The organism is Pandoraea sp. PE-S2R-1 (assembly GCF_002179865.1).
Lineage (GTDB): Bacteria > Pseudomonadota > Gammaproteobacteria > Burkholderiales > Burkholderiaceae > Pandoraea.
Genome location: NZ_NGUR01000009.1, coordinates 277,435 through 289,912 on the forward strand (window position 1 = coordinate 277,435; position 12,478 = coordinate 289,912).

At 63.1% G+C, this 12,478-nt stretch carries 7 protein-coding genes; 2 read left to right on the forward strand and 5 right to left on the reverse strand.

Annotated elements, in window-relative coordinates; translation table 11 throughout:
- Window positions 1–106: 106 nt before the first annotated feature.
- Window positions 107–1,015 carry a LysR substrate-binding domain-containing protein gene (locus CDV44_RS08320; RefSeq protein ID WP_087687603.1) on the forward strand — a complete coding sequence of 303 codons (909 nt, stop codon included), beginning with the start codon at window positions 107–109 and terminating at the stop codon, window positions 1,013–1,015.
- A gap of 18 nt (window positions 1,016–1,033) precedes the next feature.
- Here CDV44_RS08320 and CDV44_RS08325 read toward each other — a convergent pair whose 3' ends face one another.
- Both CDV44_RS08325 and CDV44_RS08330 read right to left on the reverse strand, forming a co-directional pair.
- On the reverse strand, window positions 1,034–1,654 hold the full coding sequence (locus CDV44_RS08325; RefSeq protein WP_087687604.1) for a GNAT family N-acetyltransferase: 621 nt from the start codon (window positions 1,652–1,654) through the stop codon (window positions 1,034–1,036).
- A 71-nt stretch (window positions 1,655–1,725) separates the two neighbouring features.
- On the reverse strand, window positions 1,726–2,121 hold the full coding sequence (locus CDV44_RS08330; protein ID WP_087687605.1) for a helix-turn-helix domain-containing protein: 396 nt from the start codon (window positions 2,119–2,121) through the stop codon (window positions 1,726–1,728).
- Between the two features lie 116 nt (window positions 2,122–2,237).
- Between CDV44_RS08330 and CDV44_RS08335 the strand changes: the two genes are divergently transcribed.
- Window positions 2,238–2,801: a flavodoxin family protein gene (locus CDV44_RS08335; protein ID WP_087687606.1), complete on the forward strand. Its 564-nt coding sequence runs from the start codon at window positions 2,238–2,240 to the stop codon at window positions 2,799–2,801.
- A gap of 37 nt (window positions 2,802–2,838) precedes the next feature.
- Here CDV44_RS08335 and CDV44_RS08340 read toward each other — a convergent pair whose 3' ends face one another.
- The 3 genes from CDV44_RS08340 to CDV44_RS27995 are packed head-to-tail and all read right to left on the reverse strand — an operon-like array spanning window position 2,839 to window position 12,477.
- Window positions 2,839–6,096: a hypothetical protein gene (locus CDV44_RS08340; RefSeq protein WP_170935909.1), complete on the reverse strand. Its 3,258-nt coding sequence runs from the start codon at window positions 6,094–6,096 to the stop codon at window positions 2,839–2,841.
- Window position 6,097: 1 nt separating this feature from the next.
- A complete protein-coding gene (locus tag CDV44_RS08345; protein WP_087687967.1) occupies window positions 6,098–7,474 on the reverse strand; it encodes an ATP-binding protein in 1,377 nt (458 codons plus the stop codon).
- Window positions 7,471–12,477: a contractile injection system tape measure protein gene (locus CDV44_RS27995; RefSeq protein WP_087687608.1), complete on the reverse strand. Its 5,007-nt coding sequence runs from the start codon at window positions 12,475–12,477 to the stop codon at window positions 7,471–7,473. Before CDV44_RS27995 ends, CDV44_RS08345 begins: the two co-directional genes overlap by 4 nt.
- Between the last annotated feature and the right edge of the window lies 1 nt (window position 12,478).

A 12,478-nucleotide genomic window follows, 5' to 3' on the forward strand; every position in this document is an offset into this window, starting at 1 on the left:
ATCCATCCAAATAGAATGGGGAATAGCGAAAGGTTAGAAATTCAAAAAGCCCTTGTGAAATGCTTTCTTTTCGGCAATCGATAATGTTTTGTTATTGGGTGAATGGATGAAGATTCGTCAGTTGGAGGCGTTCCGGGCGGTGATGCTTCACCAGACGGTGACGCAGGCGAGCGAGATGCTCCACATCTCGCAGCCCGCGACCACGCGGTTGCTCGCCGATCTGGAGCGCTCGCTGAAGTTCAGGCTGTTCGATCGCGTGAAGGGCCGGCTCTACCCGACGGTCGAAGCGCAGGCGTTGTTCGAGGAAGTACAGCGGTCGCTGGCCGGTGTGGACCGGATTGCCCGGGCGGCGGACGAGATCAGAAACTTGCAGCGCGGCACGCTGCATATCGCGGCGGCGCCCGCGCTGGCGCTGTCGTTCCTGCCGCATGCCATTGCGGACTACCTGAAGACACGCCCCGAGGCGCACGTCTCCATGGCCATGCACTCGACGCGCTCGATCGTGGATATGGTGATGGGACAGCGGTGCGACGTGGGTTTTGCCAGACTGTCGCTCAACCGGACGACGTCGCACGGCGAGCGGCTGGTGGCCGCGAAGATGGTGTGTGCGTTACCGGCGGGCCACCGGCTGTGTTCGCATGACGTCATCGGACCGGCGGATCTGGCAGGCGAGCGCTTTGTGGCGCACCCGAGAAGCGTGGAAGCCCGTTTGCAGATCGATGCGTTGCTCGCCGCCCATGGCGTCGAAGTGAAGATGCAGATGGAAAGCCAGATCTCGTATGCGATCTGTTCGTTCGTGGAAGCAGGGGCTGGCGTGGCCGTGATCGACGCGTTCAGTGCGTGGAGCTATCGCGGCACCGGCGTCGTGTTCAAGCCGTTTGAGCCCGCCATCCTGACCGACACGGCGGTGCTCACGCCGTCACAGCGGCCGACGCCTCTCTTGCTGAAGTCGTTCGTCGCCCATGTCAGGCGGTATGCGCTCGATACGCTGGGCGACGGAGTGGTGGCCAATTGAAGGCGGCCCGGGCAAGCGTCAGGCGGGGGACGTGTAGCCCGCCAGTTTCCGCGCAAGCATGGCCTTCACCTCAGGCCATTCGGTATCGATGATGCTGAATCGCACCGAGTTGCGCTTGCGGCCGTCGGGCATGATGCGTTCGTGCCGGACAATGCCCTCCTGCGTCGCGCCAATGCGAAGGATGGCGGCGCGGGATTTCTCGTTGGTTTCGTCGGTGGTGAATTGGACGCGCACGCACTGCATCACGTCGAACGCGTGCGTCAGCAGCAAGTACTTGGCTTCGGTGTTGATGGGAGAGCGCTGGACGGACTGACTGAGCCACGTGTGGCCGATTTCCAGCTTCCGGTTGGCGCGATCGATCTTCCAGAACCGCGTGCTGCCAACCACCCGGCCGGTATCGCGTGCCACCACCACGAACGGCATGACGGTGCCGTCCTCTCTTCCCTTGAGTGCCTTGTCGAGATAGGCGTCGATGGTCTCGAGCCCGGGCACGACCGTGAACTTCAGGTTCCACAGTTCGCCGTCGGCGGCCGCATCGACCAATGCCGACCGGTGGCCGGCTTCAAGGGGGTGCAGTTCAACGCTGTTACCCACCAGCGTGGTGCGCAAATCGTCAACTTCAAAGCCGGTCGTTGCCATTACAGATTCCGATCCTTCAAAACGCTCACAAGACAGATTTCGATGCCTCATCCGCGTTGCGACGGGCGGTGTTAATGATCATCGAAACTGTTCTGGGAGCGCAAGACTTCCTCGATGTGGTTTTCCGCCCACGCGACCAATGGCTCGACCAGCTCGGAGAGCGTGTGTCCGAGTTCGGTCAGCGAATATTCGACGGTCACCGGCACCGTGGCGAACGCCTCGCGATGCACCAGCCCGTCGCGCTCCAGCTTCTGTAGCGTCTGGCTTAGCGCCTTGGGTGAGATGCCGCCAATTTCACGACGCAGTTGGTTGAACCGCTGAACGTCGTCCCGAAGGATCTTGACGATCAGCAGCGACCATTTGTCCGCCAGCCGGCTGAACACCAGCCGGGCCGGACAGCCTTCCATATAAACGTTGTAACGACTCTCGATCTCGCTCGGCGTCGCAAGCGCGGCAGTGCGCGGCATGATATCCCTCCGGTAACCAGTTACCACCAGGTAACTTCTTGTTTGGCTGCTATACAAAATATACTATCTACGCTCCAGTGCCAATCCGGCATTTTCTCGATGTGTAAGGAGTTGTCATGGCAAAAACGGCCATCGTTTATTTTTCGGGCTACGGACATACGAAGCGTGCCGCCGAAGCGGCCGCACAGGGCAGCGGCGCCGATCTCATCGAGATCAGCGAAGACGGCAACGTGACCGAAGCGGGTTGGGACACGCTGGCGCAAGCGCAGGCCATCATTTTCGGAACGCCGACCTACATGGGCTCGGTGCCTTGGCAGTTCAAGAAGTTTGCCGATGCGTCGTCCAAGCAATGGTTCGGACGCGGCTGGCAGGACAAGGTGTTCGGCGGCTTCACGAACAGCGCGAGCCTGAACGGCGACAAGCAGGTCACGCTGATCTATTTGCAGACGCTCGCCTCGCAGCACGGCGGCATCTGGGTCAGCCTCGGCTTGCTGCCTGCGAACACCAAGGCCGCCACGCGTGAAGACATCAACAATCTGGGCGGTTCGGTCGGCGCACTGGTGCAGTCACCGTCCGACGCCTCGACCGACGAGATCTCCACCGGCGATCTCGAAACGGTCAAGCGCTATGCGGCACGCGTCGCGCAAGTCGCGTCCCGCCTGCACGCCGCCGCCCAGTAAGACGTAGCGCCCTCGCCTTCCGGCGGTCTATCTGGCTTCACGGCTGTTCATCTCGCGCCTTCAACTGGTACTGGTACCAGGCGATCAGCGCGATGATGAACAGCACCAGAAAGATCGGGATCATGTAGCCGCGCGCCAGCCATCGCAGGAACGGGTCGCAGAAGAGCAGCGCCAGCGCGAGCAGAATCCACACTGCCGCGATCACCACTGCCGGGGCATGACGATAGCGCGCCATGAGCTCACGCCAGCGGCACGATACGTAGTACGCCACAGCACAGCCGAGCAGAAGCAGCAACACAATCTTCGTCGCCAGCCGGAACGCATACAGGTTCTCGCATACGGTCTTGCAGACGGCGGAGGCCTGCGCTCCCGCAGGCTTTTGATAGTAGTCGGCAAGACATTCGCTGATACTGCGTGTCATCGTGCAAGCCTGCACGCCCGGCGTCGGGTCAAGTTCTGCCACGGTCGCAGCAGTGGCGTCGGCGGCCCCTGCACCACTCGCCCCACCAGACTTATCGCCCGCGGCGTCTCCCGCCTTCGCGTCGGTACGCATCGGCATCGGCCAGAAACCGATGCCGCCGAAGTTGTCCTGCGCGTAGATGATGTCGTCCTGAAGCTGCTGCCAGTTGTCGTTGTCGAACGTAATGACCGGCACGATCTGGCGCAACACCATCTGACGCTCTTCGCCGTGCAGGCCGCCTTCCACCGACAGTCGAAGCGCCTTCTTGGAATCGGTGGTCGGCTCGTCGAGCAGCACCAGAAAGTGAGGCCTGCGATTGCGCTCACGTTCGACGCGCGCCAGCATATCGGTCGACGGATTGCGATCGTTCTCCATGACGAGCTTGAGCAGGTTTTCGTAGTCATAGGCACCGTGGCCCACCCGATCGTGCCGCATCATGATGTCGATGCGATCGCCCGCACCCGCTTTGCGCAGCTTGGTGCGCAGTTGGTCGATGAACTGATTGAACGCCTGCACCGACACCGGGTCCTCCGGATACCCATCGAAGAAAATCACCACACCGCCGCCATTGGTCGGCGCAAAACGTGCGCCGAACGGCAGGTGATTCGATACCGTTGCAGTCCAGTTACGAAGCCGCGTGGAGAGCAAGCGCACGATGTCTTCGCCCACTCGCTCCAGCACCTGTTCCTTGCGGTTCTTGTCGAGTCGCGCCCACGTGCGCCAGTCGTTGCGCTGGATCACCCACTGCACGTTGCTCTGATGCCGCTGGGCAACGCTGACGAAATCGCCGGGCAACGAGGCGCCGGCCTGCGCCAGTTCGACAAAGTCCCGGCCGTCGTTGGCTTGTTGCAGCTTGCCCGTATCGTCAAATGTCGCGCCGTAGTAGCCGATGCTCGTGAGCGTGCTGAAATTGACGACTTGCGAGGGACCGGCCATCCAGAACGGAAAGAAGCCGTAGATCTCGCCTTGCAGTTGGTCGAGCACACAGCCGCAACCGTTGCCGTCCCAATGCACCTGACGCGTCGGATCGAAGGCCGGACGCTTGCGTGCCGTGGCGACGAGCGAGGGCCTGAACCGGTCATACAGCGTCTGCAACAGTTGCGGCAGCGACAGCACGTCGACGTTGCTGCATTGGCCCTTCTTCCAGAGGGCATCGAGTTGTGCGAACAGCGCCGGGTCCTTGAGCACCGCCGCCAGTTGCTGCATCTGCTCAGCAGAAATCTTGCGCGCGTCGGCCACGCTGCCCGGGATACCCGTCGGGCAAGCGCCGACACCCTGACGCAGACGCGCCATTACTGCCCGGTCGAACAGCCATAACTGCGGGTATTGCAGACCTTGCAGCCCCTTGAGCATGTCGAGCACTACCGGCGGCACGGCCTCGTTGCGGCGGCTCGTGGCCAGTTCGGCGAGCGCCTGCTGCGTCAGCACGTAGGTGGTTTGCGTCTGCGCCGCGCGCATGATGTCGGCGACGTAAGGGTCGACGGGCGTCTTGATGTCCGCAGTGGCATCGAGAATGGCTTCGTTGAAGTCGGCCTGACTGGCGTACTCCTCGGTCAAACCTGAGACGGCATCAATGATCGGCGCCGGTACACGGCCGGCTTGCCGGAGTTGCTGCACCGAGATGTCGGTCAGTTGATAGGTCGTGGTGACGGCGGCGGCGCGGGCTTCGGGCAGGTACGCGTCAGCTTGCGTGCCCAGATCCTTGAGCGCGTCGAGTACGGCCGCGTCGAACAGCGGCTGGTTCAGATAGACCTTGTCCTGAAGCGCGGAGAGCTTGTCGATCACCTTCGACTTGGATGCCAGCAGGCGGAAGTCATTCGCGTCGAGCGTGTAGTTGTAGATCGTCAGCAGCGCACGGTCGGGGTCGGGCCCGGCATTGCGCTTGCCATCCGTATCCAGATGGTAGAGCCACAGCATCGCCGCGATCTCGTCGTCGGTACCGGCGAGCCGGATCTGGTAATAGCGCGCTTGCTCACGGGGATCGAAACCGTCGATCCAGCGCCCAAGGTCTGCACCGACGAGGTCGGTCTTCCACTGCGGATGTGCCCGCACGATGGTGGCGAACTTCAGTAACGCCTGCACTGAAGCATTGGTCAGATTGCCCACGGGCTGCATCTTGAAGTCGAGCCAGAACCGGTTGAGCCACGACAGCGTGATCGGGCCGACCAGATTGTCTGACAGCGGACGTGTGCTCTCTCGATAGGCTTGCAGGTACGCCGGGTCCTCCGAATAGATGGTCAGCAGCGCCTGTTGAATCGCGCGGCGGGTGGCAGGCGCAAGATGGCGGACGACGTCGGCCGAGATCAGGACGGCGGCGGCACCGCTCGTCGGCTCCGGCGCGACCTGCACGGTGTTGACGATGCGCCATGCGTCTTGTGGTGTCATCGGCTTGCCGTCGCTGCCCACGGGCGGTGCCATGTTCGCCGAGCGCGCCACCGGTGACATAGCGGCCGGGGCTGCCACGGGCTCGACAGGCGCTGCTGGCGCCGTCGGTGTCACCGGCGCCGCAGGCTTCGGCGCAACGACGGGGGCAACGGCCGGCGCGACCGCTGCGGCAGATGCTGCCGATGAGGTCGATGCGGACGATGGCGTCGTGACGGTCGCGGGTGCAGATGAGGCCGCTGGTGCGGAGGCCGGCGAGGCTGAAGATGATGCGGCAACCGAAGCCGCCTGCGGCGCTGATGCCGCGATCGCGCCCGACGCCGTTGCGTGCCCCTGCACAGGCAGCATCGCCCCGGCGAGTGCAGTACACAGTGCGGCGATACTGGCCCGCCCGGAGAGTCGATGCAGGCGAAACGCGCGGGCGAACCCGTGGGTGGAGAACAGGATGCTCATATCAGATCGTCCGCCCTTCCTTGATGAGTTCTCGCCGGACGCCGCGCAGCAGGTCGGCCTGACATACGGTATCGCGACCATCGCGTTCTGCGCGCATGGCCGCGTGCTGGGCGACGTTGAGCAGTGCGCCGCCTGAAAGCACATGGTTTTCGGCCAGCGTCACCAGATCCACATCGGCCGCCAGACCGCGTCGCTCGGGAAACAAACTCTTCCAGAGACGCAGACGTTGCTCGCTGTCGGGCAACGGAAAATGGATAGCGCTCTGAAACCGTCGTGCGAAGGCTTCGTCGATGTTGCCCTTCAGGTTGGTCGCCAGCAGCACCACACCCGGGTAGTCTTCGATCCGCTGGAGCAGATATGCGACTTCCTGATTCGCATGACGATCGTTCGCGCTGCTGCCTTCCGTGCGCTTGCCGAAGAGCGCATCGGCTTCGTCGAAGAACAGAATCCAGCGCTTGTTCTGCGCCTGATCGAACACGTTGGCCATGTTCTTCTCCGTCTCGCCGATGTACTTCGAGACGATTTTCGACAGGTCGATCCGGTAGACGTCAACGTGAGCCGCCTTGCCGAGCAACGATGCCGTGAGCGTCTTGCCGGTGCCGGGCGGTCCGTAGAACAGCGCCCGGAAGCCCGGTTTGACCATACGATCGAGATGCCAGCGACGCATGACGGCTTCGCCACCGTCGAGCCATTGGCGGATCTGGTCGATCTCGTCGATGACTTCAGGTGCGAGAACAAGGTCGTCCCAGTCGCGCATCGTGGTGATGCGCTTGGCCGGAAATCCGGCGCTGTAGTCGGGCTTGTGTTCACTGCCGGAGGTGCATCGCTCGAGAAAGTCGCGTTCCACGTGCAAGGCGGCGGCGAGTGCCGGTTCACCGTCGGCGCGGCGCTCAAGACGCAAGACGGACTCACGGGCAAACGTGTGATCGGCGTCGAACAATTGCAATATCTCGAAGCGACGCGCGAGGTCGTCACCGGCGAGCACGAACGCGGCAGTTTCGCAGGTGGGCAACAGCCCGCTGTGATGCTGACCGCGCCAGCCGCCGAATTCGGTGAACTGCCGCTCGGTGTTCTTGTTTTGTGTGAACAACAGGTCGAGCGCCTGTGGCCGGATGTGCGGCAACAAGGCGAGCATCAACACGACACGCGCATCGAAGTTTGAGGCGAGCCCCAAGCCCAGCAGGGCGATGGCAAACGGCGACGGGTCATTCTTCAGATCCGGCGGTACGTGCGCGTAGATGTCATGCGGACCGCCTTCATGCATGAAATAGGCATGCATGCGCGTCTCGAGCACCGCATTGAACCACGCGATTTCACGCGACAGACTGTCCGCGTTGGCGATGAGCGCGTCCGTCGGCGGGGTTGTCGAATCGATCATGTCCATTGCACCCATAGCGGAAGCGGCATCCATGACAGCTGCACGGTCGAGAAGCTCCACGGCAGCCGATCGAGCAACACATCGAAAGCACTGCGTTGCACATCGAGATGCCAGCCGTTTTCCCCCATCGACAATCTACCGGGGCGTTGCAGGAAGGTCTCACGCAGTCCCGCCGGCGAGGTATGCCCCAACGCCGACCAGTGCTGAATCATCGCGACGAGCAACTGGTCGATGATCTCGCGCTCGCCATCGGTCACTTCAATACGACGCGCGACGGGCGCGTTCAAGGCGACGCCGCAGAGCAGCTTGTGCAGCGTCAAATGGGGCTCCGGCGCTTCGTCGTCTCCGCTGACGAGGTAATGCAGGAGCAAGACGGCACGCTCAGCCGCCGCATCGCTGACAAATCGGCTCCGCTTCGGATGGCCGTCCCCGTATGCTTCGACGAGCGACAGCATGTCCCAAAGGCGCGGCAGGAATGGCCAGACAAGGACTGCCCCCGCGTGCGTGACCTGCATGGGTGTGAGCGACGGGTCCGACGCGCTGACGGCAGCAATGCCGAGCTCGATGCCGGTTTGTTCTCGCACGCGGGTTGCGAGCGCGGGCGGAATTTGACTGCCGCTTACCTGTGCCAGCCGGGCCACGAGCGCGGCAGCCAATTTCGCTGGGGCATAGGCGCGCTGCGGGGCGAACAACCACGTGAACAACAGTCGCCACCGGGTACGTTCCAACTGGGCTGGCGGGCTGGTGTCAACGCTCAGAGCGAACAGGTCGGTGACGTCTGACGACAGGCGCAGCATCCGGTCGACTTCGTCCGTATCGCGTGGCGACAGACGGGCGAATCCGCGCCACAGATCGGGGGGCACGAGATCCAGCCATTGCGCTGCCAGCGTGTCGTCGCTGGCCGCCGCCGAGAGGATGGGACGCAAGGCAGACGCCCCCGCTTGCATCGCCTGCCGCAACCAGATATCCAGTCCGGCCGGCGGCGCCCCGCGGCCATTGCGGAAGTCCGGCGACGAGAGATAGTCGAGGTAATCGATGGGCGGTGTCGATGCCATGTCTGGGTGAGGCTCTTGAGTGGGGTGCGACGCGGTAGGCAGCGCATGCGGCTGAGTGGGATCCGGACGGGATCCGGTAAGCGTTTCCGGTGCTGTGATGGGGACCGCGCTGTCGGTGGTGTCGGTGGTGTCGGTGGTGTCGGCGGCGTTGGCGGTGTCAGCGTTACCGATGCTGTCGGCGATGCGGGCGTTATCGGTGCTCCCGGCCGACGCCTCTTCGCTCAACGCTTCAAGGTCAAGCGTCGCACCGGTCACCAATCCGGCAGCAACGCTGGCGTAGTAGCGGGCAACAGCACGGGTAGCGTCATGCGGCACATGCGATTCAAGCGGCTCAAGCGGCGCAGTGGGCGCGTGCGCCACGATGGCGTCGTAAAAGGTTTCCCGATGCGCCGCCGGAATGTCGTCACTCACCGTGACGACGATATCCACGATGCTGGCCCATGCGTCTGGCGAGATGCCATCTGGCCCGGACGTCAGTTGCACGCGGCTCTCATCAAGTGAGCGCTGCAAAACCGTGCGCGCCTCCTGCGATAAACGCCCCGCTCGGCTCACCAACGACGCGCCCTTCGGCACTTCGTTCTGGTGGAAGTGCAACAGCCGCTGCACCGCGTCATGAGCGTTGGCGACGCGGGTCGTGTTGGTCTCGGTGATGGCGGCGGTCTCGTTGGGCTCGTTGGGCACGTTGGGCTCGGTAGCCCCCGCGTCGACCGTTCCAGCGCTCAATCCTTCCATTCCGATATCTGCGCGGATGGCGTGAGCCTCAAGCTGGGCGCGGTCGTCCACGCGTCTCATTGGACGGGTATCGGCATCAGTCGGCTGATCGACGTGGGACGCTGAGCGCAGCTCCCATAGATCCAGCAACCGAAGCTGCCATGCGACAGGGCTCACACCGAGTGCTACGTGATGCAACCCTTCGGACGTAGACGACACATTGGACGAGTTGCGAATGAGCTTTCCGAATATCGCCTTCCAGACAGCCCGCTTCCAAGCATCCACGGACGCGTTGGACAATGTCGTCGACACTCCCTGCGATGAAGGCCGTTGCGCAACGGCTTCCGGTTCATCGCTTGCTTCAGCAGTCTGGCTGCCCGTCGTGCGGCTGGTTGAATCGGTACCCGTGGTGCCAACGGACAGATCAGCACCGAGGCCACTGCGAGCGGCTTGCGGGTTTCGAGCGGCAGCGTCAACATCGGCGTGCTCAAGATCGGTCAACGCATCCTGCCGTGAGAGCGCCCGGAGTCTGCGCCAATACACCGTCGCGCCCGGGCTTAACAGCGTCGCCAGATCCACCAGCATGTCTTCGGGGAAAACGGCAACGATCCGCCCCAACACATCGTCGTGTTTGCCGTAATGGCGAAACGCGTCGACAAGCATTTCGCCATGTTCATTCACCCAGACAGGCCAGTCGTCATACAGTCGCGCTGGTGAACCACTGAGCAATGCGTCGATCAACCGTCCACGCGCGCCGACCCCACCATCGTGGCCGGGGTTCACCGCGACCGGCGACTCAGTTGCCGAGGACGATTGCGCCTCCTCCCGCGTGGAAAACGCTTCGCCGTCCGCGATGGGTGTGGGCGTTGGCGTTGGCGCGGGCGTATGTGTTGTCGTTTGCGCTGGCGGCGTAATCGCCGACGCCGATGAAGGGATTCCCGGCGCTTCAGCGCTCCCGCTCCCGCTCCCAAACGCGTTCTCGTTCTCGTTCTCGTTCGAAGTGTTCGTGTTCGCTTTCGGTCCGCCGATGGAGATTAGCGACGCACTTAACGAAGACTCGGCGTCGAGAGGCGAATCATCGTCTACGAGGATCGGGGGCTCGCCATCGATAACGCTAGCGGCGCTAGCGGCTCCAGAGGCGCGCGTTCCCGGCAATTCTGACGATGTCTCCGATGCCGGTGCCGCGTTTAACGGGGGAGGTCGGCTCAGATCAGGACATTCGACGAGGTCCCGGGCTTGCCGAAGTTCTTCAGCGCTCGCGCGATCCTCGGCCATCACCGAGGTCAGTCGATCCCGCCCTGCGCCTGTCGATGGCGACACAGTGTCGGCTTCGGCTTCGGCTTCGGCTTCGGCTTCGGCTTCGGCTTCGGCTGCCAAAGATTGGAGAGCATACGGATTTGTTGTCGGCGTCGTGCCGAACTCGCCTTCGTCGGCAGGCAACTCAGCATGACCCGATAACCCGGTGACGACGGATTCAATCGCTTCAGACCATGCGCGCCGACGCGCCCACCCGGTAAGTGAACTGTGGTCCCATTCCTTCGCCGATATTGACTCGTCACCGACGTGGCGCGCTGCAAGGGTTTCCTCTTGAAGCAGCGACAACATGTCGGTCAGCAATGACACAGGAAGCGACATCGCCATGCGGTCGCGTAGATCCGGGTATGCCGCGTAATGGCGTAGCGCGTCCCGAAGCAATGCGGGCGCGTCGGACATCAACTGCGGCCAAATGTCGTAAAGCGCTTGCGCTTGTCCTCGCGCCAACGCGTTCGCCAACAGCGTTCGTACGCGGGCAAGCGAGCGTGCTGCCGGTGGGCCGTATGGCAGCAACGTCTCGGCGTTCTCATCCATTGGACGCACTGCGTCGGTCTTGGTCGGCAAGACGTCGTGCGCTGCGAGATTGTCTCTGGCAATAGCGATGTCGGTGTCGGTGTCGGTGTCGATGTCGGTGTCGGTGTCGGTGTCGGCGTCAGTGTGGGTGGCCGCAGCCTCACGGCGCGTGTCTGATTTTCCCCAAGCCGTAGCGCTTCGCGATGATGGTTCCGTTTCCGCAACGGCCCGCACCACACGTGCCGGGTCGACAACACCATCGTGAAGTGAGCCACCCGGAGCATCGGTTGCTTCAGTCGCACCAGCTTGAGCTAGCGTTTCGCGGGGACGACGTTTCCCGCCCTCTGCGGCTCGCTGAATCTCCCCCTCCCGACGCGCCATAGCGTCGCGAGCAGCACTCTCCCTCTCGCCAGCTCGCGCCAATCGTCGCAGCACCGTCAGCATGGCGGGGGCATCCGAGATAGGCCTCTCACTCACCAACTGCCAGACGTACATAGCTCGCGTGCCAACGCCATCGTTCAGGCCACCGCTGTCCATCGCTCCGGTTCCGGTGACGGAAAACCCCAACACGGCCTGCCACACGTCGTGCCAAGGCATTTGCAGTGTCCCGGCGTCCAGCGGCGTCAGGCCGACCGTCAACAGCTTCTCGCTCGCAGCAACCCGTGCAGAAGCCCGCGCATCCCGCCCCCAGCCTGCGACGGCAAGCGCGCGGTCCAGTGCGTTCAAGTCCGCTAACCAGCGCTGGGCATCCGCAGGCCTTAATGCATGGAGTAGCGCTTCGATCTGCGCAGCAGGGAACTGCCGCGCCAACCGCGCCATCTGCACATCGCGGTCCCCACTGGCCCACAACAAGCGTCGTACCGCCTCCACGTCGCCCGACAGTACCCTCGCGAGCAGCGCCTCCAACGAAACGCCCGCCGCATCAGGTCTTGCCTTTCGTTGCTCAGTGCCCTGCCCGCCTGACACCGGGTCGTGCAAAGATGCCTCGCGTCCGTCGTGCGCCAGTGCGGTTGCCGTCGCCGCATGCGCCGGCAACCGGCCGTCCCTCAAGAACTGAACCAGTTCCGCAGCGTCGGCTTCCACGGCAGACGAAAAGTGTGTCACCACGGAATTGCGCTGCCCGCGCGTGGAAAATTCACGCCCCGCCAGCACCTGCTCAAGCGCGTCGGACAAGCCTTCCGCCAGCGCTTCGGGCAAGTCAGCCATCGCCACATCACCAAGATCAACTTCGAGCTGGTCAATGCGAACGACAGCATCGCCGGGCGCACGCGTGTCAAACACAGACGCCACCACCGGTAATAGCCGGTCAACCACCAGTGCGCGCAGCGCATCGCTTTGCGACATGTCCAGCCCGCCTGCCGTGAAGGTCAGGTCGAACGCCAGATGATCGATGCGATGTCGCATATTCATC

Excerpts from the sequence above, each read along its gene's own strand:
- CDV44_RS08320 (WP_087687603.1), top strand. The coding sequence starts at position 107 with ATGAAGATTCGTCAGTTGGAGGCGTTCCGGGCGGTGATGCTTCACCAG.
- CDV44_RS08325 (WP_087687604.1), bottom strand. The coding sequence starts at position 1,654 with ATGGCAACGACCGGCTTTGAAGTTGACGATTTGCGCACCACGCTGGTG.
- CDV44_RS08330 (WP_087687605.1), bottom strand. The coding sequence starts at position 2,121 with ATGCCGCGCACTGCCGCGCTTGCGACGCCGAGCGAGATCGAGAGTCGT.
- CDV44_RS08335 (WP_087687606.1), top strand. The coding sequence starts at position 2,238 with ATGGCAAAAACGGCCATCGTTTATTTTTCGGGCTACGGACATACGAAG.
- CDV44_RS08340 (WP_170935909.1), bottom strand. The coding sequence starts at position 6,096 with ATGAGCATCCTGTTCTCCACCCACGGGTTCGCCCGCGCGTTTCGCCTG.
- CDV44_RS08345 (WP_087687967.1), bottom strand. The coding sequence starts at position 7,474 with ATGATCGATTCGACAACCCCGCCGACGGACGCGCTCATCGCCAACGCG.
- CDV44_RS27995 (WP_087687608.1), bottom strand. The coding sequence starts at position 12,477 with ATGAATATGCGACATCGCATCGATCATCTGGCGTTCGACCTGACCTTC.